The sequence below is a fragment of the Streptomyces sp. NPDC056373 genome (assembly GCF_042262425.1).
Taxonomy (GTDB): Bacteria; Actinomycetota; Actinomycetes; order Streptomycetales; family Streptomycetaceae; genus Streptomyces.
Window position 1 is genome coordinate 228157 of the sequence record NZ_JBHJPX010000004.1, and the last position, 24694, is coordinate 252850.

Genomic DNA, 24694 nt, shown 5'->3' on the forward strand with positions numbered 1-24694 from the left:
GGGTTCCCCGCCATGCGATACGCGCGGTTCGTCAAAGGCGCCATCAGCGCCACCGCATCCGCCGCCGTCTGTCACGCCCTGATGACCGCCGGATACGCATGGGCCCGCGGCAAAGCGGCGACCGGCGAGGCGACGATGTTCGCCGGCGCCTTCGAGTCCCTGGTGACCACGGCCTCTGCCTGGGCTCTCATGCCCTTCCTGCTGGGGGCCGGGATGCGCCTCATGCGGGAGACCGGAAACATCACGCTGATGGTCGGCGGCGGACTGGTCTGGGCGGTGCTCTCCCTGTCCTTCATCGACGAGATCGACCGCCCCGGCGGGTTCATGCCGCTGCACGCCCTCGCCGCCTACGTACTGGCCGGGGCGGGACTGGCCGGGGCCGGACGGGCCGGGGCCGGTACGGAACGCCGCTGAGGGGCGGCCCGCCGGTCAGCGGGCCGCCCCTCATCCCGTCACGACTGCTTCGGGGGGCACTGCTTCCACGCCAGGTGGTACACCGTGCTGATGTCTCCGTCCGTGGAGTCCATCGTCATGAAGCTGACCTTGTCGGCCGACTGGGTGCCGGCGTTGACGCGGAGCTCGGTGTTGATGTTGAAGTTGCGCTGCACTCCGCAGGGCGCGTAGACCAGCTGGGCCCAGTCGGTCTCGTCCGTGGCCTGCCAGTTGTCGTTGAGGGGGCCGCTGAAGGGGTGGTTCTTGTACACCGTGCTGGGCGAGCCCTGGAAGTAGTACGACGCCCGCTGGCTGGCGCTCGCGCCCCGCTGGAGCGAGGCGAATCCGCGGTAGTCCGCGCTCGCGATGGCGTAGGTGAAGCCACCGGGGACGTGGACCTTCAGGTTGAGCTGGCAGTTCCTGCGGAACGCGGTCGGGTCGGAGTTCCCGCCGGCCTGCGCGAGGTAGTCGCTGTAGGTCACCGTGAAGGCGGTGTTGTCCTCGGAGACGGCGACCGCTGCCGTGCCTGCCGGGCAGCCGGAGCCGTTCACCGTGGCGACCTGGATGATGATCTTGTCCGGGGGCGGGTCGTCGAACCCGGAGGACGAGGCTTGCGCGGGAAGTGCGCTGGTGAGCAGCGCGGCGATCGCGCCACTCAGGAGCAGGCCACCGGCCATGGTTCTCCCATTCCGTTCGTGGGGGGTGGAGCGTGACAATGATTGAACATGCACATGTCAAAGACACAGACGCGTGCACCCCCGACCTGTGACCATTCCATGAAGGGGATGTGAAGAGCGGGAGCGGTCGCATCGTACGCAGGGCGGCAGGGGCGGGCCAGATGGCTCTCCGGCCATTCACACTGGCGGGAATTCACCCGGGATGCCGACGGGCGCATAAGGTGCCTTGCACCAGTGCGTCAGACCGAGGACATCCCGAGGACGGAATGAGGACCACGCACAGCGCCGCGCCCGGCGGCCGCCGCCCCTCAGGGGTTCTCCCAGGCAGCCGGTTCCGCGGCCAGCCGCTCCACCGGTTCGGGCAGGGCCCCGGCCGCGAGGTCGGCGACCGTCACACCCTCCAGGATCCTGCGCACATTGGCCCGCAGGGCGATCCACAGCGGCAGCAGCGGCTCGGCGGTGCCGGAGTAGGCGAGGCCGGTCGGTCGTTCGCCGCGCACCGAGACGATCGGTCCGTCCACGGCGCGGATCACGTCCGCGACCGTGATCTCCGCGGCCTCCCGGGCCAGCCGGTAGCCGCCGCCCCCGCCGCGCCGGCTGTCGACGACACCGCCCCGGCGCAGATCGCCGAGGATCCCCTCCAGGAACTTGTGGGGGATGTCCTGCGCGGTGGCGACGGCCTCCGCCTTGACCGACCCCTCCCCCTGCCGGACGGCCAGCTCCACGACCGCTCGTACCGCGTAGTCCGCACGTGCCGAGATCCTCATAGGACCATTGTCGCCGTCACCCTGTAGACATTGAGCACACGCACCTCGCAACACATCGAGCACACCCACCCGCAACACATCGAGCACACCCCACCCGTACGACGAGCCCACGCAACTCGCACCACGTATCGCAAGGCACAACAGGAGGCGCTCCCTTGGAGCTCAGCAGGCGTACCTTCCACGCTCTGGCCGGCACGGCGGCGCTCGGCTTCGCGCTGACCGGCAGCGGGTCGCCGACCTCCGCCAACCCGGCACGCACCACGCGCACCGGCCCGCCGCCCCCGGTGCCGAGCGCGGACGGCCGGCCGCACGAGATCGGCTTCGACCAGCACTCGCTGATCATCGACGGCCGTCGCCTGGTGCTGTGGTCGGGCGAGATGCACCCCTTCCGGCTGCCGAGCCCGTCGCTGTGGCGGGACGTGCTGGAGAAGATGCGTGCCCACGGCTACAACGCCGTCAGCGTGTACGTCGCCTGGAACCACCACTCCCCCGCCCCCGGCCGCTACGACTTCACCGGCGTGCGCGACCTGGACCGGTTCCTGCGGACGGCCGCCGAGACGGGGATGTACGTCATCCTGCGGCCCGGTCCGTACATCAACGCGGAGGTCGACGCCGGTGGCTTCCCCGGCTGGCTGACCGCCACCGAGGGCCGGGCCAGGACCTCCGACCCGACGTATCTGCGCTATGCCGACGAATGGCTGACCGCCGTCAACGCCGTCGTCGCGAAACGTCTGTTCACCCGGGGCACGGGCACGGTCCTGCTCTACCAGATCGAGAACGAGTACGACGCGCACGTCGACGAGCCGTCCGGGCGCGCCTACATGTCGTACCTGTACGAGAAGGTCCGCGCCGACGGCATCGACGTGCCGCTGTTCCACAACGACAAGGGACGCAACGGCGCCTGGACGCCCGGGTCGTTCGGCACCGGCGGGGAGAAGGGCCGCTGGCTGTACGGGTTCGACGGCTACCCGGAGCCGGACCGCGTGCCGCCGGACTGGGGGACGTTCGGGACCGGCGGCCGGAAGGGCGGGGCGACGGCCAGTCCGCGCACACCCGGGTTCGTGCCCGAGTTCGGCGGCGGCTGGTTCGACCCGTGGGGCGGGTCCTGGTTCGACGGCAAGGGGTACGCCGAGGCGCGCCGGACCCGGGACGCGGCGTACGAGCGGCGCTTCTACCTCACCAACCTCGCCAACGGCATCACGCTGCACAACGTCTACATGACGTACGGCGGCACCTCGTGGGGCTGGCTGCCCGCGCCGGCGGTCTACACCTCGTACGACTACGGCGCCGCGATCGACGAGGCCCGCAACGCCACCCCGAAGCTCGCCCCGATGCACCAGATCGGGCAGTTGCTGCGGTCCGTGCCCGACTTCGCCAGGCTGCACCGGGCGAAGACGGTGCGGGCGGCCGACGAGCGGATGAAGGTCTACCACCTGACCAACCCCGACACCGGGGCCCACGTCTACGTCCTGCGCAACGACACGGGTGAGGCTCTCTCCTCGACGCTGCCGGACGCCGGGTTCGACGAGCCGGTCACGGTCCCGGCCCGGGACGCCAAGCTGATCGCCGCGAATCTGAAGCTCGGGAAGCGGACGCTGGTGCACTCCACCGTGCAGCCCATGGTGAGCCTGACCGCCGGGCGGCAGGACATCGCCGTGTTCGCGGGCCGCCGGGGCGAGATGGCCCAGGTCGTCCTGGAGTGCGCGGACGAGCCGACGCCCATGCGGCTGGACGCGGAGCCCGCCTGGGCCTACAACCTGGGCAAGCTGTTCATCACGGCCCCGCTCGGCGCCGGTGGGCTGAGCCGGGTGCGGGTCGAGGGCGACGGTGTGGACACGCCGATGCTGGTGCTGTTCGCCGACGACGCCACCGCCCTGCGGCTGTGGCCGTACGAGACCCCGTCCGGCCCGCTCCTCGTCTACGGCCCCGCCCTGCTGCGGTCGGCCGAGCTGCGCGGCTCGACGGTCCACCTCACCGGCGACACCATCGACCAGACCGGCCTGGAGGTGTGGGGGCCGCGCGGCATCACCCACGTCACCTGGAACGGTCGCCCGGTCGCCACCCGGATCAGCGCCTCCGGCAGCCTGCTGGCGCTGCGGCCGCTGCCCGGGGTGGTCCGGCCGGCCCTGCCCGCGCTGGAGGGCTGGCGGCGGCGGGCCGGGAACCCGGAGTCCGAGCCGGACTTCGACGACTCGGGCTGGACGACCGCCGACAAGGAGACGACCTTCAGCAGCACGCCCGTGCCCGACGGGCAGCCCGTCCTGTTCGCCGACGACTACGGCTTCCACTACGGCGACGTCTGGTACCGCGGCGAGTGGAGCGGCGACGACGACTTCGCGTCCGTGTCCCTCGCCTACAGCACGGGCACGCAGGGTCTGCTGATGGCCTGGCTGGACGGCGAGCCGCTGGGCACGCACCGGATGCCGGTGCCGGACAAGGACCGGGCACGGCAGGGGACGTGGACCGCGAAGGCCCGGCTGGAGCTGCCGAAGAAGCTGCGGGAGAAGTTCCGCGAGCAGAGCCGGGAGGACAGCCAGGAGGGGGGCCGGCAGGAGAGCGGGAAGCAGCGGCACGTGCTGTCCGTGCTCGTGCGGCGGATGCAGCACGACATGGACGGCGAGGCGCGCGACACGCACAAGGCCGCGCGCGGTCTGACCGCCGTCGCCTTCGAGGGCGGCTCCCCCGAGGTGAAGTGGCGTATCCAGGGCGCCGCCCTGCCGGATCCGGTGCGCGGCCCGATGAACAACGGCGGGCTGCACGGGGAGCGCGAGGGCTGGCATCTGCCCGAGTACGACGACGGGGACTGGAAGGACGCCGGGCTTCCCCGGTCCGAGCGGCGGCAGGGCGTCACCTGGTACCGGACGGACTTCCGGCTGGACGTCGACCCCGGTGTCGATGCCTCGGTCGGGCTCGTCCTCGACGACGACCCGGACCGCGCCTACCGCGTCCAGATCTTCCTCAACGGCTGGAACATGGGCCAGTACATCAACGACGTAGGCCCGCAGCACACTTTCGTGCTGCCGAACGGGATCTTGCGCACACGTGGTGCCAACACACTGGCGCTGGCGGTGTTGTCCGACGGAACCACACCGTCCGGGCCCGGGGACGTACGGCTGACGCTGCTGGGCGTGGCGGCCGGAGGGGTGCCCGTGGAACCGGTGTGACCGGATCGAGCCGTCCTCGCGCATTGCCTTCTGCGGCCCGCTGGTTCACCGTGTTGACCCTTCAGCGCTGCCGACGGGGAGGGGACCCTGGTGCGGAGACGCGGATTCATCAGTGGATTGGCCGGTGTCGGGGCCGGTCTGGCACTGGTCCCGGCGAGTGGCGGGCCGGTCGCTGCGGCGGCCGCCGGGGCGACCGGGGAGGCCCGTGCGTGGCAGGCCGTGCCGGCCCCGGACGGCACACCGGCCGCCCAGTTGCGGGACGTCGCCGCCGCCGGGGGCGGTCTGGCGTGGGCCGTGGGTGAGGAGGGCCGCAGCGGAGGCACCCTCGGCTCGCCACTGGCTCTGGTGTGGGACGGCACGGCATGGGCGCGGACCGGCCTCGCCCACCTGGGCTTCCGCGGCTACCTGCACTCGGTGGCCGGGACGTGCGCCCGCTCGGCGTGGGCGATCGGCACCGACACGGCCGGCGGCACGCACCTGCTCGCGTGGGACGGCGGCACCTGGCGGGAGACCGACTTCCCCGGCCGGGGCGGCACCTCCCTCACGGACGTCGTGGTAGATCCGGACGGCGGGGCCTGGTTCTCCGGGCGCACCTCCGACGGCCGGCTGCTCCTGCGCCACGACGGCGGCACCTGGACCTGGCTCCCCGCACCGCCGAGCGCGCCCACGGTCACTCCCTCGGGTGTCCGGCTCACCCCGAGCGGCGACGTCTGGCTGTACGGCGTCGGCATCGTCGCCCGCTGGGACGGCTCCGACTGGACCGAGCTGCCCGCCTACCAGGGCATCCGCGCGAGCATCACGGGGCTGCTGCCGGTCGCCGACGACGACCTGTGGCTGGTCGGCTACGACTACGGGGTGGGCGGCCCGGTCGGCAAGCCCCCGGGTGTGCTGCTCCTGCACGGTGACGGCAGCACCTGGCAGGGCGTCACCGAGCCGTTCCGTGTCGGCATGCTGAGCGGGATCGTCGCCGACGCGCAGGGCCGTCCCGACCGGATCGCCGGCTGGGACTTCTGGGACCAGACCCGGGCCCACTACCTGCGCTGGGACGGCACGGCGTGGGTGAGCGAGCGGGGGCCGGTGGCGTCGGCCCCCGTCGTGATGAACGCCCTGGCCGGGGTGCCGGGTTCGGGTGGTTACTGGGCGGTCGGGACGACTTCGACGTCCGCGTCGTCGGCCGCCCTGCTGCGCATCGAACGCTGACCGGGGGCTGTCAGGCCAGCCGGATCACGTTCCAGGACAGCGGCTCCAGGACAGCGCCGAGCGTGCCGTCCCGCAGAGCCGTGCCGTCGACCGGGTGGGGGGCGACCCGCTCGGGGTCGTCGAGGGTGTTGCGGGCGTCGGGGTCGGCGTCCGCGAGGGCGCTGTGCTCGACGACCCGGGTCAGGTCGAGGCCGCTCAGGGCGACTTCGAGGGGCAGGGCGTCGGTGCGGCTGCGGTTGACGGCGAAGACGGTGACGGTGCCGTCCTCGGCGCGCACGGCGGTGGCGTGCAGGAGGTCGGTCTCGCCGTACTTCTTCGTCTCGTACGTCGGCGAGTCGACCCGCACGTCGAGGACCTCGCCGCGGCCGTACTTCGAGGCCTGGGCGAAGGGGAAGAACGTGGTCTGCCGCCAGGCCGGGCCGCCTGGCTCGGTCATGATCGGGGCGATGACGTTGACGAGCTGGGCGAGACAGGCGACGGTGACGCGGTCGGCGTGGCGCAGCAGCGCGATGAGGAGCGAGCCGAAGACGACCGCGTCCATGACGCTGTAGTTGTCCTCCAGGAGGCGCGGGGCCTCCGCCCAGTCCCGGGCGCCGGAGTTCTCGATCTCGTGCCACTGCGAGATGTACCAGATGTTCCACTCGTCGAAGGAGAGGTTGATCTTCTTCTTCGACTTCAGCTTCGCGCCGATGTGGTCGGCGGTGGCGACCACGTTCTCGATGAAGGACTCCATGTCGACGGCGGAGGCCAGGAAGGAGTCGAGGTCGCCGTCCTGGGGCTGGTAGTAGGCGTGCAGGGAGATGTGGTCGACGAGGTCGTACGTCTCCTCCAGGACCGTCGCCTCCCAGGCGGCGAAGGTCGGCATGGCCTGGCTGGAGGAGCCGCAGGCCACGAGTTCGACGCCCGGGTCGATCTGGCGCATCGCGCGGGCGGTCTCGGCGGCGATCCGGCCGTACTCCTGGGCGGTCTTGTGGCCGGTCTGCCAGGGGCCGTCCATCTCGTTGCCCAGGCACCACAGCTTGATGCCGAAGGGGTCCTTGTCGCCGTGCGCGGCACGGAGGTCGGACAGGGCGGTGCCCTCCGGGTGGTTGGCGTACTCCTGGAGTTCGATGGCCTCGGCGACGCCCCGGGTGCCGAGGTTGAGGGCCATCATGGGCTCGGCCTGCGGGCCGACCTTCTTCAGGAAGGCGATGTACTCCGAGAGGCCGAAGCGGTTGGTCTCGGTGGAGCGCCACGCGAGGTCGAGGCGGCGGGGGCGGTCCTCGACGGGGCCGACGGAGTCCTCCCACTTGTAGCCCGAGACGAAGTTGCCGCCGGGGTAGCGGACGGCGGTGACGCCGAGTTCGCGGACGAGGTCCAGGACGTCGGTGCGGATGCCGTCCTCGTCGGCGGCGGGGTGGTCCGGTTCGAAGATGCCGGTGTAGACGCAGCGGCCGAGGTGTTCCACGAAGCTGCCGAAGAGGCGGGGGTTGACCTCGCCGACCGTGAAAGCGGGGTCCAAGGTGAAGCGGGCGGTGTGCATGGTCGCCTTTCGGGGTGGGTGGTTCATGGGGTCGCCGACCCGTACCGTTCGGCATTTCGGATAGCGCTCGTTACCTCGAACGGGACCGTAAATTTGATGGGCTTGCACGTCAATGGGCCGTCCGGACTTCGGTCAGGACTTTTCCGGACAGGAACGGTCGTTCCCTATGGAACATCGGACGTCGGATCGCATGACGCGCACACTTTCGGGCGCGTAGTCTCGGATGCGCCGGCAGGCCTCGGCCGGCGCCGAGGAGGGGGAGCGATGGACATCGCGGGCGCGCGGGTCAGGGCCGCCCGGGTCACCGCCGCGCTCAGGCGCTCACGCAGTGGCTCAGCCATGCGCGGCCTGGCCGCCGAGCTCGCCACCGCGGTCCGCCGCAGACCCCGGCGCCCCACCGACATCCGGTCGCTGTGCCGGGCGCTGTGCGAGGAGATGAGCGCGCGGCGCGGCGGACGGCCCGTGGAACTGCGGTTCGAGCGGTTTCCCGACGAGATAGAAGTGACCGGCCTGTGGGTGGAGTTCCAGGACTTCGACCTCGTCATCGTGGAGGAGCGGGCCGAGGCGGTGCAGCAGCTGGTCATCCTCGGGCACGAGCTGTGGCATCTGCACGCCGGGCACGGGCATCACCAGGGGGTGGGTACGGCGGCGGCCCACGCGTTCGCCGACCGGCCGGGGTGGGAGGACGTCGCACTGTCGGTGGCCGCCCGCCACGGCTCCCGGGAGAGGGACGAGGCCGAGGCCGATGCCTTCGGGCACCGGCTGGCGGCGGGGTGCCGGGCCCTGCTGCCGGGTGGCCGCGCCCCGGACACGCCCCTCGAACCCGTGCAGCGGTCGCTGTACTACCGGGGGCCGCGGGGAGGTGCGGCACCGTGACGACGGTGGCACTGACCCCGGCCGAGTTCGTCAACCAGTTCTATCCGAACTTCTGGTGGATCCCCGCGGGGGTCCTGGCCGCCGCCCTGGCCATCAAGCTGCCGAGCATCATCCGGCTCTGGAAGGACCCGATGCTGCGCGCGGTCGGCGGGCTGCTGCTGCTCGCCTGCGCCGTGTTCGTCTTCGTGGCGCCGTCGACGATCGCCCGCGTCAACCGGTTCACCGGGGTGGCGAACTTCTCCGGCCCCTGGGTCTACTCGCTGCTCACCGCGTTCTGCGCCTTCTGCCTGCTGCTGATCATCTCCTGGCGCAACGGCCTGTCCGACCGCTCGGAGCGCACCCGGCGTGCGATGCGCGGGGTCGTGGCGGTCTACTCCGGTGTGATCGTCGCGATATGGGTGCTGTTCGCGCTCGCGGACGTGCCGGTGGAGCGGCTGCGGGATCTCGACACGTACTACGCGAACACCCCGTACATGCGCGAAGTGATCGTGCTGTACCTGCTCGCGCACACCGTGGCCGCGCTGGTCACCAACGGGCTGATCTGGAACTGGGTCCGCACGGACGGGCTCGACTCGCTGCTGCGCTGGGGGCTGAAGTTCCTCGGCGTGGGCTACGCGGCGCAGTTGCTGTTCGACGCGGCCAAGATCAGTGCCGTGGCGGCCCGTTGGGCCGGGCGGGACCTGGACTGGCTGAGCACGGCCGTCGCCCCGCCGCTCGCCTGCCTGTCCGCGGTACTCATCGCGGTCGGCTTCATCCTCCCGCACGCCGGGCAGTACCTGCACGGCCGCTGGCACGTCCGGCTCGCCCTGCACGAACTGCGGCCGCTGTACATGCTGATGAGGACGGTCAACGGCGAAGGGGTCCCGTTCCTGCTGCGCGCGACGCCCGAGCTGCGCCTGGTGCGCCGGGAGACGTTCATCCGCGACGTGCTGCTGCCGCTCGCCCGGCACATCGACGAGGACCGGCGCGAACGGTTCCACGACGCCGCCCTCGCCCTCGGCCATCCACCCGACCGGGCGAAGGCACTCGCCGCCACCGCGGCGATCCTGGACGCGGCCGACGCCAGGAACCGGGCTTCGGAGGACGACGGCACCGGTGCCCGTGACACCACGGACCTGCTGCGCGAGATCGGTGCCGTGTCCCGGGCCCTGCGCCGCTCGGAGGACCTTCGGGCGATCCGCGCCCTGGCGCGTGACCACACGGACGGCAGGTCGCTCACCGGCTGACGACGGCCCGGGCGGCTCCCGCCCCTCCCGAATGGCGCGGCCGGTGTCCCGCCGGACCGGGGTGCACGGACCGGACCCCGCACGGAAGGCCTCGGGCACGATACGTGAAGGTACGGTGAGAACCGTCCGGAACGAGGCCCGTGTGGCTCGAAACCGCTGTCGGCGCATGGGTGTTGTGCGCCGCACGGCGGTGGCCGGACGTCGGGGAATGCCCTCAGGGCGAAGGAGCCTTCATGGCTGAGTGCGGGGAGTCGCATGTCGCGTAGAGCTGTCGTCATCGGTGCGGGTCTGGCCGGCATGCTGGCCGCGGCGGCCCTGTCCGCCGTCGCGGACGAGGTGGTCGTGCTCGACCGCGACGATCTGCCCGAGGGGCCGGAGCACCGCAAGGGCCTGCCACAGGGACGTCACGCGCATCTCCTCATGGCCGGGGGTCTGGCCTCCATGGAGGACCTGGTGCCGGGCGTGAGCATGCGCAAGCACCTCCTCGCCGCCGGGGCGCACGAGATTCCGCTCGGCTCGGGCATGGTCGCCCTCACGCCCGAGGGCTGGCTCCGGCGCTGGCGCCACCCCGGACCGCACATGCTGACCTGCACCCGGGCCCTGCTCGACTGGGCGGTGCGGGGCGCCGTGCTGGACAGCACCGGGGTGGTGATCCGCAAGGCGCGGGTGCTGGAGCTGACGGGGTCGCGGCAGTGTGTGACCGGGGTCCGCCTCTCGACCGGCGCCGGGGAGGAGGAACTCGCCGCCGACTTCGTGGTGGACGCGAGCGGTCGTGGTTCGCGGATCGTGACCTGGCTGGCGGGACTGGGCGTCGACGACGTGCGCGAGAAGACGGTGGACGCCGGCCTGGTGAACGCCACCCGTCTCTACCGCACTCCCGAGGGGGCCGGGCGTTTCCCGCTGACCATGGTGCAGGCCGATCCGTACCGGGGGCGGCCCGGCCGCAGCGGCATGGTGCTGCCGATCGAGGGCGACCGCTGGATGGTCAGCCTGGCCGGGACACGGGGCGGCGGCGAACCGCCGTCCGACCCGGACGCGTTCCTGCGGTACACCCTGGAGCTGCCCGACCCCGTCGTGGGCCGGCTGATATCCGGCGCGGAACCGCTCACCGACGTCCATGTCAGCCGCAGCACCAGCAATCACCGCCGGTACCTGGAGAAGGTCCGCTCCTGGCCCGACCGCCTCGTCGTGCTCGGTGACGCGCTGGCCACGTTCAACCCCGCGTACGGGCAGGGCATGTCGGTGGCCGCGCTGGGCGCCCGGGAGCTGGCCCGGGAGCTGCGGAGGTCCGCCTCCGGCCTCGGCGAGCCCGGGCTCGCGCGGCGGGTGCAGCGGCGGGCGGCGAGGCCGGTGGAGTCCGCGTGGACGATGGCGGTGAGCCAGGACGTCTGGTACCCCGGGACGCGTGGGGGCTCGCCCGGCCTCGCCGACCGTCTGGTCACCGCCTACACCCGTCGCATGATCCGCACGGCGACCGGCTCGTACCCGGCGGCGTCGGCGCTCTGGGACGTGATGAGCATGACGACGGGCCCGGCGCGGCTGCTCCGGCCCTCGACGGTTTTGGCGACGTTGAGCGGGCCGCCGTTGCCGACGGCGGTGGGGGCGCCGCTCACGGACGACGAGCGGGCGGTCCTGCGGAGGCTGGACCGGACGGGACGCTGAGGCACCGGACCGAAGGGGACGCAGGGACAAAGGCGTGCCGGTCCTCCGCCCCCCTGCTCCTCCCCCCGTCAGCCGGCGAACGCGGGCTGGGTCACGCCCTTGCCCGCTCCCGGCACCACGAACAGGGATCCCGCCAGGGCGGGCGGGTCGGTCAGCCCCACCCGGGCCGTCGTCACGTACAGGTCGGTCAGCCCGTCCCCGCCGAACGCACAGGCCGTCACCAGCGGCACCGGCAGCTCGATCACCCGGTCCAGCTCACCATCGGGCGTGTACCGCCGTACCGCGGACCCCTGCCACAGGGCGACCCACACGCACCCCTCGGCGTCCACGGTCAGCCCGTCCGGGAAGCCCGCGCTCTCCTCGATCTCGGCGAGGGTGCGGCGCCCGGAGATCCGCCCGTCCGCGTAGTCGAAGACGTCGAGGCGCCGGGTCGGGGAGTCGACGTAGTACATGAGGCGACCGTCGGGGCTCCACCCCGTGCCGTTGCTGACGGCCACGTCGTCGAGCACGACCTCGGCGGTGCCGTCCCCCGTGAGGCGGGACAGCGTGCCGCCTCCGGGCGCCTCGTCGTAGCGCATCGTGCCCGCCCACAGCGCGCCGTCGGGCGCGACGGCGGCGTCGTTGGCACGGCGGCCGGGGACCGGCTCGTGGTGGAGCCAGCGGAAGGCACCGTCGGGGTCGAGGAGGCCGACCCCGTCACGCAGGTTCAGCACCAGTCCGCCGCCGGCGCGCGGCTTGACGGCGCCGATGTGCTGTTCCGTGCGGCGCAGGGTGCGGCGCCCGGTGACCGGGTCGTACGTGTGCAGGCGGGAGCCCAGGATGTCGATCCACAGCAGCCGGCCGGTCGCCGCGTCCCAGGTGGGGCCCTCGCCGAGTTCGGCCTCGGCGCGCACCGCGACCTCGTACGGCGTCGTCATGCCACGCTCCGGTGACCGAGGTGCTCGGACAGCTCGGCGGCGCCCTTGACGGCGAGCTGCTCCAGCTCGGCCCGGCGCTCCTCGCTCCAGCGGATCATGGGCACGGAGATCGACAGGGCGGCGACGACCTGCCCGGCGCGGTCGCGGACCGGCGCGGCCACGCAGGACACGTCCGGGTTGGACTCGCGGTTCTCCACGGCGAGGCCGCGCTCACGGATCTCGGCCAGGGCCTCGCGCAGGGCGGCCGGGTCGGTGATGCTGTTGGGGGTCATCGCGACCAGCTGGGCGCTGTCGGGGATGCGCGCGGTGAGCTCGGGCTCCGGGAGGGAGGCCAGCAGCATCTTGCCGACGGAGGTGCAGTGGGCGGGCAGCCTGCGCCCGGCCGCCGACACCATCCGCACGGCGTGCGTGGAGTCGACCTTGGCGATGTAGATGACGTCCGTGTCCTCGAGGATCGCCACGTGCACGGTCTCGTCACAGGTCTCGGCGACGGACCGGGCGACCTGCTGCCCTTCGGCCGCGAGGTCGAGCTGCTCGGAGTAGCGGGCACCGAGCTGGTACGGGCGCACGCCGAGCCGGTAGCGTCCGGGCTGGCCGGGCACCGGAACGATGTACTTCCGGGCGGCGAGCGTGGTGACCAGTTCGTGCACGGTGGTGCGCGGCAGCTGGAGCCGGCGCACGATGTCGGGGGCGGAGAGCGTCCCGTCCCCGTCGAGAAAGAGCTCGAGAATGTCGAGAGCCCGGGTCACGGCTGGTACGAGGCGTCCCACGACCGGCCCCCTCCCTTATATGTCTCAGGCGCCTGTTCCGGATCCCGACGTTCGAGATATCAACAGGCGATCGGCATGACGAACACAGGCTAGCCATAGAGGTATGTCCGGGCAATGGGCGGAGTCCGGCAGAGCGGAAGAGGGGCTGTCCTGCCCCGCTCCGGACGGTCGTCCCTCAGGGGGTGAGGGCGGCGACCCAGTCGCTCGGCCTCGCCGTCACCGGGCCGTTCACCTCCGCTGCGCCGGAGACGTACGCGAGCCACCGCAGCTCGTCGCACGCGAAGAAGGACTCGCCCCATGTGTCGACCCAGATGCGCGCTTCGTGGTCTCCCGACGGCGTGAGGGGCAAGGGGGTCGAGGTCGATCCCGAGGCAGCCCTGTGCAGCAGCGCGGTCGCTTCCCTCTTCAGGTCCGACATGTCGACGCCCCCGTACTTCGCTCTGTGCACAGGCCGACTCGACACCCTGGTCAGGCCGGTCATGAGGGCGGTACGGAGGACCCCGAGCGCGATCGAAGATCGCCGGGATGTCCGCCGCTCACCGCCGCCCCCGCTTCGCCCCCAGCTCCCCCCTCAACCGCTGCGCCCGCAGCACCAGTTCCAGTTCGAAGCGGCGGTCCGGGTCGTCTATCTCGTCGCCCCACAGTTCGCGGATCTGGCGCAGGCGGTAGCGGACCGTCTGGGGGTGGACGCCGAGGCGGGTGGCGACCTCCGGGGCGCCGCCTCGGGTTTCCAGCCAGGCCAGGAGGGTCTCGGCGAGTCGGCGGCCGTGCGTGGGGCCGCAGTGGGTCAGGGGGGCCAGGCACCTGAGGGCCAGGTCGTCGATGAGTTCCTCGGGCTGGAGGAGGACCAGGGCCTCGGTGTGTTCGGTGCAGTAGAGGACCTCCCCGGAGGGCAGGAGGTCCCGTTCCATCAGGCGGACCGCCGCCTCCGCCCAGCGCAGCGACTTCGCCGCGTCGGTGAGCGGAACGGGCGGGCCGATCGCGCCGGACCAGCCGGCCAGGGCCCGGTGCATGAGCTCGGGGCGGCCCGCCGCGTCCGGCTCGGGCACGACCATGCGCGGCTGCTCGTACTCCATGTCGAGCAGGACGCCCTGGCCGACCGCGGGGGCCATCGCCTCCCGGGCCGGGCGGAGCAGCACGCCGACCGCGACCTTGGCCGGTAAGGGCCAGCCGATGCGGGCGGCCCGTTCGGTCAGGGCCTCGGCGGGGTCGCCGCGGTGGTGCTCGGCGAGGAGGAGTTCCATGAGACGGCGCTGCAGACGCAGGCGTTCGCCGGCCTGGCGGGCCGCCGCCTCGGCGTAGCCGCGTACGGACTGGTCGACCAGGCCGTCCAGGTACTGGTAGCCCGCGTCGACGAGTTCGTACATCGCCGGAGGCGGGATCTCCACGCGCTGGCCGATGTCGGCGAAGCGGCGCCAGGCCAGCCGGACGCCCATGCGGTAGATGGCCTGGAGGGAGTCGAGGGAGCGGCCGTCTCTGCCCTCGCCGCGGCCGAAGTCCTGGAAGACGCCGGGCGGGACGGTCGGGCGCCCCTCCGAGTGCTCCAGGTGCTGCACGAACACCTCGATGGCGCGGCGGATGCCGACCAGGGCCATCGGTTCGCCGGAGTCGTCGAGGACGACGGGCAGATGCGGGTACTCGCGCTGGATCTCACCGAGGATCTCCTCGGCGAGTGCGGGCGCCTCGGCCATGGCGATGGCGGCGAACCGGCGCACCTGGAGGCGCGGTACGTCGTGCCAGGCCGAGCGCGTCGTGACGGCTGCGGTGCGGGTGGCCGTCATCGTCAACTCCCCTGGCCTGCTTGCTCGTACGTGATCAGGGGTGTGTTCGGCTGGTCGGGTGTGGCTTCGAGCAGCGCGACCACGCCCAGCGCGGCGCCCACGGCGAGGGCGGCGGCGAGCGCGACGGTCAACGCGGCAGCGAGCAGTCTGGACATCGCAGGGTCAGCCTCTCTGTCCGGATTCGCCCGGAGATCGTCCGGAGGTTGCCCCACCCCGGCACCCCGTCCCTGCCTGTCGCGCCCAGTCTCGACAAGCATTGACACCCCGTCAAGAGCGGCCTACGGTTCCCGGCCCAGCCGCACGTGCGCGTCCCGCCGCCGTGCCGGCCCTCTCGTACGTCGAGCCGTCCCAAGCCACTGGAGTGCCCGGATGCGCCGTACAACCTCTCCCTTTTCCCTGGTCCTGCTGGGTCTCGGCACGTTCCTGCTGGTGCTGGCGCCGCTGCTCGCCTGGTACGTGGAACCGCGTGCCGCGGTCAACCCGATCGACATCGACACGACCGCCGTCTACACCGGCCGGGGCAGCGTCTTCGACACCGACCGGATCGAGACGGTGCCCGACCGGAAGATCACCGTGACCCAGCGGGTGCGGGGCAACGTCGAGGACAGCGAACGCAGTGGCAACGCCGTCTGGGACGTGACGACCACGGTCGACACCGACAAGTCGCTGCCGGCCGCCGATCCGCACGACGCACTGGACTTCGTGCCGCACCGCTGGGTGATGGACCGCACGACCACGCGGCCGGTGCACTGCTGCGGGGAGAAGCCGTACATCGAGGGCGAGGCGTATCTGAAGTTCCCCTTCGACGTGCAGAAACGCTCCTACCAGTGGTGGGACAACACCCTCGGCGACACGGTGGTGCTGCGCTACCGCGGCACCGCGAAGGTCCAGGGCTACACCGGCTACAAGTTCACCGGCTCCGTGCCGCCGAGCAGGACCGGGACGCGCATGGTCCCCGGCAGCCTCGTCGACCAGCCGAACCGGCCGCAGGTGCTGGCCGAGGAGTGGTACTCCAACCACGGCTTCGAGCTGGTCGTGGACCAGGCGACGGGCCGGGTGATCTACGCGCAGACCGGCCCGAGGCGGACCCTGCGGGCGCCGGGCGGCAAGAAGGACGCGGCGGTGCTGCTGGACAGCCGGAAGGTCTCGTTCACCACCGCGACGCAGAAGGAAGCGGTGCGGCAGGCGAAGCGGGACAGCGGGCAGCTGCGCCTGGTGGGCACGACGCTGCCGATCGGCGCCGCGGCGGCCGGATTCGTGCTCGCCGTGGCGGGTGGCGTTCTCGTGGCGCGTGGGCGGAAGGAGCCGGAGAACCCCGTTCCGGCCGAAAGGCCCGATACGCCCCAGCCCACCCTCACGAAGTGATGTTCCGTCAGCTCCAACAAAGCCCGAAATTGTCACGTCGGTGAGTAGCCCTGGCGAACGTCCGGGCGAAAACTGTCCAACCCCACCCGAGCACATCCCGTCCACACTCCCCTCCCAGGAAGAGCTCAGGCTCCCCACGGGCCGACCCCTCCGTGACGACCCCACCCCCACGTTTCCCCACGCTGAGTTCCGCACCCCGAGACGAGTTGGAGCACCCATGCCCCAGCACGTACCGTCCATGCTGCACGCCACGTCCCCCGGCGCGCAGCACCCCCCGGCGCTCCCCCCACATCCGCGCCGGATCGTCTTCCTCGCCCATCGCGATCTGGACAACCCGTCCGCCGGCGGCTCCGAGCTGCTGGTCGACCGGCTCGCCGACGGCCTGACCCGCCTGGGCCACGAGGTGACCCTGCTGTGCGGGGGGCCCGCGGCCCTCCGTGACTATCGCGTCGTGTCCGCGGGCGGCCCGTACGGGCATTACCTGCGCGCGAGATCGGCCTTCACGCGCCGGGTCGGCGACTGCGATCTGCTGGTGGAGGTGTGCAACGGCATGCCGTACCTGGCGCCGTTGTGGCACCGGGGGCCCACCCTGTGTCTGGTCAACCACGTCCACACGGATCTGTGGAAGATGCGCTTCGGCGGGCCGCTGGCGCCGGCGGCCCGGATCGGCCGAAGACTCGAACACTGGGCCCTGACCGGGGCGCAGCAGCGGAACCTGCTCGTGGCCGTGTCCTCCTCGACCGCCCACGCGCTGCGGGCGATCGGCGTCGAACGGGACCGGATCAGGGTCGTGCACAACGGGGTCGAGGAGCCCGGCCCGAGGGCCGATCGCTCTGCCGAGCCGTTGTTCGTCGCCGTCGGGCGGCTGGTCGAGTACAAGCGGGTCGATCTGCTGCTGCGGCTCTGGGAGCGGGTGCGGCCGGTGACCGGCGGCCGGCTGGTGATCGTCGGTGACGGGCCCGAACGGGAGCGGCTGGAGCGGCTCGCCGGTCCGGGTGTGGAGTTCACCGGGTATGTGACGGAGGCCGAGAAGCACCGGCTGCTGTGCGCGGCCTGGCTGTTGCTGCACCCCTCGGCGGTGGAGGGGTGGGGTCTGGTCGTGACGGAGGCCGCGGCCCGGGAGACGCCGAGTGTGGCCTTCGACGTGCCGGGGCTCAAGGACTCCGTGCTGGACGGGGAGACCGGCGTGCTCGCGCGCGGTGAGTCCTCGTTCGCCGCGGCGTGGTGTGCGCTGGCCCTGTCCGGGCGGCAGCGGGAGCTGATGGGCAAAGCGGCCCGGGAGCGTGCGGCTCGGTTCCGGTGGGACCGGACGGTGCGGCAGTTCCGGGTGGTGGCCGCCGAGGCGGTGAGGGGCTGGGGGACGTGAGGCGGCCTACCGCCCGTCGTGGCTGGTCGCGCCCGCGGGGCGGAGCCGCGCATGTCGCGGCCGCGCGCCCCCTGGCTACGTCGAAAGACCCCTCGCTGCGGCGATCCCTCGCCCTGTTCCGCGCCTTCCTCCACGAACAGGACGATCCCGGGAGCTGCTACTCGTTGCTCGCGCGCGACGCCGTCGACCAGGTCGAGGCCTACGACGGACCGGTCGCCGGGCGTACCGTCCTGGACATAGGCGGCGGCAGCGGCTACTTCACCGAGGAGTTCCGGCGCCGCGGTGCCCACGCCCACCTGTTCGAGCCGGACATGGGCGAGCTGGGCGAGAAGCCACCCGATGGCACGGTCGTCGCCGACGGGTACCTGCTGCCGCTGCGGGACGGCGTCGCGGACGTCACCTTCTCCTCCAACGTGCTGGAGCACGTGGCCGATCCGGAGACGTTCCTCAGTGAGCTGGCCCGGGTGACGCGTCCGGGCGGGCTGATCTACGTGTCGTTCACCAACTGGCTGTCGCCGTGGGGCGGGCACGAGTGGGCCCCGTGGCACTGGTTCGGTGCCGGGCGGGCCCGGGCCCGCTACCAGCGACGCACCGGAAAGGCCGCCAAGCACACGCTCGGCGAGAACCTGTTCGCGGTGCACATCGGCTCCACCCTGCGGCAGGTGCGCGCCCGGGACGACGTCACGATCGTCTCGGCGCGTTCCCGCTACTGGCCGTTCCTCGCGGAAGCCGTCGTCAAGGCGCCCGGCATCCGCGAGTTCGCCACCTGGAACCTCCTCCTCATTCTGCGGCGGTGTCCCCCATGACGACCACGGTCCAGGCTCCTCCCCCGGCAGCCGTCCCCACCACCGCGACCTCCGCGGGCCCGCCCGAGGGCCCGCGGTCGCGGCGCTGGCTGCTGGGTTTCTGGGCCGTGGTGTTCGTGTTGTTCCTCGCGGTGCAGCCGGGTCGGCAGACCTTCGACACCAAACTCGGGGTCACGGTCGATCCGGGGCAGTTCCTGGCCGATCTGGGCCAGCTGTGGCACGACCGGGCCGGGTTCGGCGGGATCCAGGACCAGTACGTCGGCTATCTGTGGCCGATGCTGCCGTTCTACTGGCTGTGCGACCTGGTGCGGCTGCCGGTGTGGCTGGCGGAGCGGCTGTGGCTGTCGCTGATCGTGTCCGTCGCCTTCTGGGGTGCGTTGCGGCTGGCGGAGCGGCTGCGGGTGGGCAGCGGGGCGTCCCGGCTGCTGGGGGCCGTGGCCTATGCCCTGTGGCCGGTGTTCACCACTGTCATCGGGTCGACGTCGGCCGCCGCGCTGCCCGGGGCGTTCCTGCCGTGGGTGCTGCTGCCGCTGACGAACGAGCGGTACGCCGCCCGGGTCGCGGCCCTGCGCTCGGCGCTGCTCGTGCCGTTCATGGGCGGGGTGAACGCGTCGGCGACGCTGGCCTCCCTGCTGCCGGCCGGGCTGTATCTGCTGTCCCGGCCGCCCGGCCCCCGGCAGCGCAAGCTGATCGCCTGGTGGGCCCCGGCCGTGCTCGTGGTGACCGCCTGGTGGTGGGTGCCGCTGCTGCTGCTCGGCGTCTACGGCGAGAACTTCCTCCCCTACATAGAGACCGCGCGGACGACGACGGACACCATGTCGGCGACCGAGGCGCTGCGCGGCGCCGGGAACTGGGTCGCCTATCTGCACCTGGGTGAGGCGTGGCTGCCGGCCGGGTGGGCCGTGGCGTCCTCCGTCGGGGTGATCCTCTGTTCGGCGCTCGCGGCGGGGCTCGGGCTCTCCGGGCTGGCCCGGCGGGACATGCCCGAGCGGCGGTGGCTGGTGCTGACGGTGCTGGTGGCGGCTCTCGTGCTGCTCGCCGGGTACGGGGGTGCGTTCGGGGCGCCGTTCCACGGGGTGGTGCAGGGCTGGCTGGACGGGTGGCTGTCGCCGTTCCGGAACATCTACAAGTTCCAGACCGGAGTGGCGCTGGCACTCGCACTGGGACTGACCCATCTGGTGGGGGTGGCCGCCGAGCCGCGCGGGGCCCGGCGGGTGCGCGGGCGGCGCTTCGCCCCGCTGGCCGCGGCCGTGCTGATCCTGCCCGGACTGCTGTGGCCGTACCTCAACGGCTCGATCCTCAACCCGGGTTCGTTCCACAAGCTCCCCACGTACTGGCGGGCCACGGCCGGCTGGCTGGAGAAGTACTCGCCCGATTCGCGTGCCCTGGTCGTCCCGGCGACCGCGCACGGCCTCTACACCTGGGGCTCCCCCGTCGACCAGCCGCTCGACGTGCTCGCCGAGTCGCGGTGGGCGCAGCGCGACTACGTGCCCTTCGGCACGCCCGGCAACCGGCGTGCGATGGACGCCGTCGAGCAGGCGCTGGTGTCCGGGGCCGAAGTACCGGGTCTGGCCGACTACTTGAGCCGGGCCGGGCTGTACTACGTCGTCGTCCGCAACGACCTCGACCCCGACCAGGTCGGTTACGTGCCCACCGCGACCGTCAAGCGCACCCTGGAGCAGTCGGGGTACGAGCGGGTGACGGGGCTCGGGCCGGTGATGACCGGCGGCCGGATCGCGCAGGACGCGCCGCTCCAGGTCGAGGGGCTGTATCCGCGGCAGCGGGCCGTGGAGATCTACCGGCCCACGGGTGAGGACGTGGTGCGGCCGGGGCAGGCCGGGCTCGCCCCGGTCGCCGACACGGCCGTGGTGTCCGGCGGGCCCGAGGCGCTGCTGCCGCTGGCGGAGCGGCTGCGCGGGCGGGCGACCGTCCTGACCGGCGACAACCATCCGGGGCTCGGCACCCCGGCCGTGCAGGTGCTCGGTGACGGGCTGCGGCGGGCGGACACCCGGTTCGGGCTGGTCAACTCCGGTACGTCGTACACGTACACGCGCGACGAGCGCAACGCGCCGGACGCCCTGCAGGACCCGGGTGAGAAGCCGCGGCAGATCCTGCCCGCCGAGGGCATCGACCACCAGACGGTGGCCGAACTGCGCGGCGCCCGCTCGGTGTCGGCCTCCTCGTACGGCAACTGGCTGTTCCATCTGCCGCAGTACGACCCGGTGAACGCCTTCGACGGCGACCCGGGCACCGCGTGGGCGGAGGGCGCGCCGGACACGCCGGACGGGCAGTGGCTGCGCATCGGCTTCACGGGTTCCTACGACATGCCGTCGTCCTTCAAGGTGACTCCGCTGCCGCAGGAGAGCGTGCGGGCGGCGGCGACGAAGGTGCGGGTGGAGACCGAGAAGGGCGAGCGGACCAGCTTCCTCCAGCCGAACGGCACGACCCAGCGGATCAAGGCCCCTGCGGGCGCGACGGGTTGGATGAAGCTGACGATCGTGGACTCCGTGGAGCGCCGGCCGGGTCTGACCGGTGCGGGTTTCTCCGAGATCGATCTGCCCGACGTGCGGGTGACCCGGCTGCTGCGGCTCCCGGCGGATGCCGAGGACGCCACGTCGGCCGCGACCGTCGTCTCGCTGCACCGGGCCTCCGATCCCACGGGCCTGTCCGCGACCGGCACCGAGGCGGGTCTGCACCGCCGCTTCACCACCCCGGCCGCCGGGACGTACGAGGTGAAGGCGAGCGCGGTGCCCGTGCCGGGCGCGGAACTCGACGAACTGCTCTACGAGGTGGCACCCGGGCAGCAGTCCCGGATCGTCGCCACCGCCGACTCCACGGCGAGCCTCGGCGCGGGCCTCGCGGCACGCAACCTCACCGACGGCGACCTGACGACGGCGTGGATCGCGGGCGACCGGCCGACGATCCACCTGCGCTGGGAGGGCAAGCAGCCGGTCGGCGAACTGGTGCTGGCCCCCGCGGGCGGTCTGTCGGCCCGCGCGTCCGAGGTGCACATCAGCTCCCCCGACGGCGCGGCCATCGCCGGCGCGGACAAGAACGGCTGGGTGCGCTTCCCGCCGATCACCACCGACCGGCTCGACATCACGATCACCGAGACGGCGCCGCTGACGCTGCACAACCCGGTCGCCGACGAGGACCTGCGCCTGCCGGTGGGCCTCACGGAGGCGTACGTCCCGTCCCTCGACCAGTACCGCACCCCGCAGCCGGACGGCACCCGGAAGTTCTCCCTGCCCTGCGGCAAGGGCCCGGTGGTGGCGCTGGACGGCGAGCTGTACGAGACGGGTGCGAAGGGGACCGTGCGGGACCTGGCCGAGCGGCGGGGCGTGGAGGTGACGCTCTGCCAGGAGGGCCGGGACGACACCGGGGTGCGGCTGGACGCCGGTGAGCACCGCCTGGAGGGCGGCGACGCGGGTCCGCTCGCGCTCACGGACGTGACGCTGACCCGCGGCACGGTCCCCGAGGCCGCGGCGGCCGGGCGTGACCTGCGGATCCGGGACTGGCTGGGCGACCGGCGCAAGGTGACGGTCGGCTCGGGCGCGGCCTCGTACCTGACGACGTACGAGAACTTCAACGACGGCTGGAAGGCCACCCTTGACGGCAAGGAGCTGACCCCGGTGCGGCTGGACGGCTGGCAGCAGGGCTGGCGGGTCCCAGCCGGGGCGGGCGGCGACGTCACGCTCTCCTACGAGCCGGCCACGACGTACGACGCCGCCCTGATCGGCAGTGGGGCCGGCATCGCGGTCCTGCTGGGCCTGGCGCTGTGGCGGCGTCGCGCTCCCAACCCCGACGCGCCGCAGCCGGTGCCGCCGCTGCCGGGGCTGTGGCTGGGCACGGTGGCGCTGACGCTGGTCGGCGTGGTGATCGCGGGCTGGTTCGCGCTGCTGGTCCCGGCGCTGGCGCTGCTCGCCGCACGGCGGCACGCGCTGCTGGTGCCGATCGCGTTCGCCGCGCTGGCCGGGGCCGGGATCGTCGCGGCGTTCGGCGCCGGGGAGCCGGTGGGGGCGGGCGAGGGGGCGTTCGGGCATCTGGCCCAACTGCTCGCGCTCATCGGCCTGTTCGCGGGGCTGGTCAGCCTGCGCGAGGAGCCGCCGCGGTCTGAGGAGCCGACACGGCGACTGCCGAGGACGGACACCGGGGAGGGCAGGACCGTATGACGGCACCGGTACGCATCCCGTTCCCGGTGGTGGACGAGGTGTCCCGGCACTGCCTCCAGGAGGCGGAGCCGGAGACGGTCCACATCGAGGTGCACCTCCCGGGCCCCCTCGACCAGGGGCGTCTGCGCAAGGCGTTCCTCGAAGCCCTGCACCGGCATCCGCGGATCCTCATGCGGGAGGCACGGGGGCCCTGGTACCGGCGGCAGTACGAGTGGGAGCTCACGCCGGAGCCGGATGTGGAGGTGGTCACCTTCGCCCCGCCGGGCCCGCGAGCCCTGCGGGACGCCCGGACCCGGGCCCTCACCCACGCCCCGCCGTTGTCGATGTCCCCGCCGATCCGGCTGGAGGTGGTGGACTCGGTCCTGCTGCTCACCATCAACCACACCGCCCTGGACGGCCCGGCGTGCCTGCGCGTCCTGGCCACGGCCGCAGAGCTGTACGGGGGCCGGGACAACTCCCCGGCGGCGCCCCCGGCCCGCCCCGCCGAGCCCCGGCGGGAGGCTGCGCAGACCCCGGCCACCTGGTCACCTCCCGCCCGGGTTGCGCACGGCACTCCCGAGCCCTCTCCCGGCAACGGCCTGCTGGTCACCGAACTCCCCCTCCCGCACCGCCCCAAAGGCTCCCCGTACACCGTCAACGACCAGCTGATGGTCACCACGGCCCTGACCATCACCCACTGGAACAGGGAGCACGGCGCCCGCCCCCGCCCCCTGCGCATCACCATGCCGGTGGACGACCGGCCCCGTGACACCACGATGCCCATCGGCAACGGCACCCGCCTGGTGGAAGTCCCGTACGCGCCGCGGGAACCGGACGTCACCGACATGGCGGCCCTGCTGCGCCGCACCGCGGAGCGGACCCGGGCCCTCAAGTCCCTGCCCCGCCCCCAACTCGGCCACGGGGCCGCCCTCCTGACCGCGCCCTGGGCGCCCGTCGGGGCCCGCGCGGCCCTCACCCGCACCCTGCGCAGGGCCGCCGCGCCCTGGACGTCGACGACGCTGCTCAGCAACATCGGCCGGATCCCGTACCCGCTGGACTTCGGGGAGGAGGCGGGCCGGGCGCACGCCGTCTGGTTCTCCGCCCCGGCCCGGATGCCGCGCGGCCTGACGGTGACCACCGCCTCCACGGCCGGCCGCCTCCACCTGGCCCTGCGCTGGTCGAAGGCCCTGCTCAGCAGCGGCGACGGCGCCCACCTGCGCGACCTCTTCGAGCACTACCTGCACACCACGGAGGTGACCTCGTGACGACCCGGGCCACCACCGGCGCCCCGCCCCGCGACCTGCGCGACTTCTACGAGAACCCCGCCGTGCCGGTCGCCTCCGGCACCCCGCGCAGCCTCCGCCAGGCCCGCATGCTCGCGCGGGCCCTGAGCGGCCCGGCGACCGCGAGCCCGCAGACGATCCTCGACATCGGCTGCGGGGACGGCACCGCCGCCGCCACCGCCGCCCCGCTCCTGCCCGGCCACCGCGTCATCGGCGTCGACTGGTCCCAGGACGCCCTGCGTCGCGCCCGCACCCGCATCCCGTACGCGGTGCGCGGCGAACTCACCGGCGGCGGGCTGCCGTTCGCGTCCGGCTCGGCCGACGCGGTGCTGTTCAGCGAGGTCGTCGAGCACCTCGTCGACCCGGACGCGGCCCTCGACGAGATCCGGCGGATCCTGCGCCCCGGCGGGCATCTGATGCTGTCCACACCGAACCTGGCCGCCTGGTACAACCGCGGCCTGCTGCTGGCCGGTGTGCAGCCGGTGTTCTCGGAGGTGAGCCTGCGCGGCATCCACGGCCGCCCGGGCACGGAGGTCGTGGGGCATCTGCGGCTCTACACCGCCCGCGCGCTCAAGGAGTTCGTCGCCGCGTCCGGGTTCACCGTCGAACGGCTCGAAGGGGCTCCCTTCCACGGCGTACCGCGCCCGCTGCGGCCACTGGACCGGCTGGCCTGCGCCCGGCCGCAACTCGCGTCGATCCTGCTGCTGCACGCCAGGAGGACGTAGCCCA

At 72.7% G+C, this 24694-nt stretch carries 20 protein-coding genes; 12 read left to right on the forward strand and 8 right to left on the reverse strand.

All coding sequences use genetic code 11. The features are described from left to right. The first annotated feature begins 12 nt into the window (after positions 1-12). On the forward strand, positions 13-414 hold the full coding sequence (locus tag ACFCXS_RS10200) for a hypothetical protein (RefSeq protein WP_376642758.1): 402 nt from the start codon (positions 13-15) through the stop codon (positions 412-414). Positions 415-452: 38 nt separating this feature from the next. On the opposite strand, the gene ACFCXS_RS10205 is transcribed toward ACFCXS_RS10200, so the two are convergent. Together ACFCXS_RS10205 and ACFCXS_RS10210 are read right to left on the reverse strand one after the other, a co-directional pair. Further along, positions 453-1109 (reverse strand): DUF4360 domain-containing protein, encoded by a 657-nt coding sequence (locus ACFCXS_RS10205; protein ID WP_376642760.1) that lies wholly within the window; start codon positions 1107-1109, stop codon positions 453-455. 308 nt (positions 1110-1417) lie between these two features. Further along, on the reverse strand, positions 1418-1876 hold the full coding sequence (locus ACFCXS_RS10210; protein WP_104780760.1) for an Rrf2 family transcriptional regulator: 459 nt from the start codon (positions 1874-1876) through the stop codon (positions 1418-1420). A gap of 155 nt (positions 1877-2031) precedes the next feature. Here ACFCXS_RS10210 and ACFCXS_RS10215 point away from each other — a divergent pair, with 155 nt between their 5' ends. Together ACFCXS_RS10215 and ACFCXS_RS10220 are read left to right on the forward strand one after the other, a co-directional pair. Then, positions 2032-5040, forward strand: coding sequence for a beta-galactosidase (locus tag ACFCXS_RS10215; RefSeq protein ID WP_376642763.1), 3009 nt, complete (start codon positions 2032-2034; stop codon positions 5038-5040). A gap of 90 nt (positions 5041-5130) precedes the next feature. Beyond that, a complete protein-coding gene (locus ACFCXS_RS10220; protein WP_376642765.1) occupies positions 5131-6240 on the forward strand; it encodes a hypothetical protein in 1110 nt (369 codons plus the stop codon). 10 nt (positions 6241-6250) lie between these two features. On the opposite strand, the gene ACFCXS_RS10225 is transcribed toward ACFCXS_RS10220, so the two are convergent. Next, positions 6251-7762, reverse strand: coding sequence for an alpha-N-arabinofuranosidase (locus ACFCXS_RS10225; RefSeq protein WP_376642767.1), 1512 nt, complete (start codon positions 7760-7762; stop codon positions 6251-6253). A gap of 264 nt (positions 7763-8026) precedes the next feature. On the opposite strand from ACFCXS_RS10225, the gene ACFCXS_RS10230 reads away from it, so the two are divergent. The 3 genes from ACFCXS_RS10230 (at position 8027) to ACFCXS_RS10240 (ending at position 11526) form a co-directional block, all read left to right on the forward strand. Then, positions 8027-8638 carry a toxin-antitoxin system, toxin component family protein gene (locus ACFCXS_RS10230; RefSeq protein ID WP_376642769.1) on the forward strand — a complete coding sequence of 204 codons (612 nt, stop codon included), beginning with the start codon at positions 8027-8029 and terminating at the stop codon, positions 8636-8638. Further along, positions 8635-9864, forward strand: coding sequence for a DUF6545 domain-containing protein (locus tag ACFCXS_RS10235; protein WP_376642770.1), 1230 nt, complete (start codon positions 8635-8637; stop codon positions 9862-9864). Before ACFCXS_RS10230 ends, ACFCXS_RS10235 begins: the two co-directional genes overlap by 4 nt. Before the next feature lie 255 nt (positions 9865-10119). Then, on the forward strand, positions 10120-11526 hold the full coding sequence (locus ACFCXS_RS10240) for an FAD-dependent oxidoreductase (protein WP_376642772.1): 1407 nt from the start codon (positions 10120-10122) through the stop codon (positions 11524-11526). A gap of 68 nt (positions 11527-11594) precedes the next feature. Here ACFCXS_RS10240 and ACFCXS_RS10245 read toward each other — a convergent pair whose 3' ends face one another. From ACFCXS_RS10245 to ACFCXS_RS10265, 5 genes are all read right to left on the reverse strand, one after another. Further along, positions 11595-12443, reverse strand: coding sequence for an SMP-30/gluconolactonase/LRE family protein (locus ACFCXS_RS10245; protein ID WP_376642774.1), 849 nt, complete (start codon positions 12441-12443; stop codon positions 11595-11597). Next, positions 12440-13213 (reverse strand): IclR family transcriptional regulator, encoded by a 774-nt coding sequence (locus tag ACFCXS_RS10250; protein ID WP_376642776.1) that lies wholly within the window; start codon positions 13211-13213, stop codon positions 12440-12442. Before ACFCXS_RS10250 ends, ACFCXS_RS10245 begins: the two co-directional genes overlap by 4 nt. 175 nt (positions 13214-13388) lie before the next feature. Then, complete coding sequence (locus ACFCXS_RS10255; RefSeq protein ID WP_376642778.1) at positions 13389-13631, reverse strand: hypothetical protein; 243 nt, start codon at positions 13629-13631, stop codon at positions 13389-13391. Between the two features lie 118 nt (positions 13632-13749). Further along, positions 13750-14994, reverse strand: coding sequence for a helix-turn-helix domain-containing protein (locus ACFCXS_RS10260; protein ID WP_376642780.1), 1245 nt, complete (start codon positions 14992-14994; stop codon positions 13750-13752). Positions 14995-14996: 2 nt separating this feature from the next. Then, positions 14997-15149, reverse strand: a complete 153-nt coding sequence (locus ACFCXS_RS10265) for a hypothetical protein (RefSeq protein WP_010042314.1) — start codon at positions 15147-15149, stop codon at positions 14997-14999. Positions 15150-15363: 214 nt separating this feature from the next. Between ACFCXS_RS10265 and ACFCXS_RS10270 the strand changes: the two genes are divergently transcribed. The 6 genes from ACFCXS_RS10270 to ACFCXS_RS10295 all read left to right on the forward strand — a co-directional run bounded on the left by ACFCXS_RS10270 (position 15364) and on the right by ACFCXS_RS10295 (position 24690). Next, on the forward strand, positions 15364-16359 hold the full coding sequence (locus tag ACFCXS_RS10270) for a DUF3068 domain-containing protein (protein ID WP_376642783.1): 996 nt from the start codon (positions 15364-15366) through the stop codon (positions 16357-16359). A 217-nt stretch (positions 16360-16576) separates the two neighbouring features. After that, on the forward strand, positions 16577-17725 hold the full coding sequence (locus ACFCXS_RS10275) for a glycosyltransferase family 4 protein (RefSeq protein WP_376642785.1): 1149 nt from the start codon (positions 16577-16579) through the stop codon (positions 17723-17725). 71 nt (positions 17726-17796) lie between these two features. Continuing rightward, on the forward strand, positions 17797-18531 hold the full coding sequence (locus tag ACFCXS_RS10280) for a class I SAM-dependent methyltransferase (protein WP_376643026.1): 735 nt from the start codon (positions 17797-17799) through the stop codon (positions 18529-18531). Beyond that, positions 18528-22703, forward strand: a complete 4176-nt coding sequence (locus ACFCXS_RS10285; RefSeq protein WP_376642787.1) for an alpha-(1->3)-arabinofuranosyltransferase family protein — start codon at positions 18528-18530, stop codon at positions 22701-22703. The genes ACFCXS_RS10280 and ACFCXS_RS10285 overlap by 4 nt, the downstream gene beginning before the upstream one ends. Then, complete coding sequence (locus tag ACFCXS_RS10290) at positions 22700-23947, forward strand: condensation protein (RefSeq protein ID WP_376642789.1); 1248 nt, start codon at positions 22700-22702, stop codon at positions 23945-23947. The genes ACFCXS_RS10285 and ACFCXS_RS10290 overlap by 4 nt, the downstream gene beginning before the upstream one ends. Then, complete coding sequence (locus tag ACFCXS_RS10295) at positions 23944-24690, forward strand: class I SAM-dependent methyltransferase (RefSeq protein WP_376642791.1); 747 nt, start codon at positions 23944-23946, stop codon at positions 24688-24690. The genes ACFCXS_RS10290 and ACFCXS_RS10295 overlap by 4 nt, the downstream gene beginning before the upstream one ends. The last annotated feature ends 4 nt before the right edge of the window (positions 24691-24694 follow it).

Excerpts from the sequence above, each read along its gene's own strand:
- ACFCXS_RS10225 (WP_376642767.1), bottom strand. The coding sequence starts at position 7,762 with ATGCACACCGCCCGCTTCACCTTGGACCCCGCTTTCACGGTCGGCGAG.
- ACFCXS_RS10285 (WP_376642787.1), top strand. The coding sequence starts at position 18,528 with ATGACGACCACGGTCCAGGCTCCTCCCCCGGCAGCCGTCCCCACCACC.
- ACFCXS_RS10270 (WP_376642783.1), top strand. The coding sequence starts at position 15,364 with ATGCGCCGTACAACCTCTCCCTTTTCCCTGGTCCTGCTGGGTCTCGGC.
- ACFCXS_RS10245 (WP_376642774.1), bottom strand. The coding sequence starts at position 12,443 with ATGACGACGCCGTACGAGGTCGCGGTGCGCGCCGAGGCCGAACTCGGC.
- ACFCXS_RS10240 (WP_376642772.1), top strand. The coding sequence starts at position 10,120 with ATGTCGCGTAGAGCTGTCGTCATCGGTGCGGGTCTGGCCGGCATGCTG.
- ACFCXS_RS10275 (WP_376642785.1), top strand. The coding sequence starts at position 16,577 with ATGCCCCAGCACGTACCGTCCATGCTGCACGCCACGTCCCCCGGCGCG.
- ACFCXS_RS10255 (WP_376642778.1), bottom strand. The coding sequence starts at position 13,631 with ATGTCGGACCTGAAGAGGGAAGCGACCGCGCTGCTGCACAGGGCTGCC.
- ACFCXS_RS10265 (WP_010042314.1), bottom strand. The coding sequence starts at position 15,149 with ATGTCCAGACTGCTCGCTGCCGCGTTGACCGTCGCGCTCGCCGCCGCC.
- ACFCXS_RS10210 (WP_104780760.1), bottom strand. The coding sequence starts at position 1,876 with ATGAGGATCTCGGCACGTGCGGACTACGCGGTACGAGCGGTCGTGGAG.
- ACFCXS_RS10230 (WP_376642769.1), top strand. The coding sequence starts at position 8,027 with ATGGACATCGCGGGCGCGCGGGTCAGGGCCGCCCGGGTCACCGCCGCG.
- ACFCXS_RS10290 (WP_376642789.1), top strand. The coding sequence starts at position 22,700 with ATGACGGCACCGGTACGCATCCCGTTCCCGGTGGTGGACGAGGTGTCC.
- ACFCXS_RS10260 (WP_376642780.1), bottom strand. The coding sequence starts at position 14,994 with ATGACGGCCACCCGCACCGCAGCCGTCACGACGCGCTCGGCCTGGCAC.
- ACFCXS_RS10205 (WP_376642760.1), bottom strand. The coding sequence starts at position 1,109 with ATGGCCGGTGGCCTGCTCCTGAGTGGCGCGATCGCCGCGCTGCTCACC.
- ACFCXS_RS10200 (WP_376642758.1), top strand. The coding sequence starts at position 13 with ATGCGATACGCGCGGTTCGTCAAAGGCGCCATCAGCGCCACCGCATCC.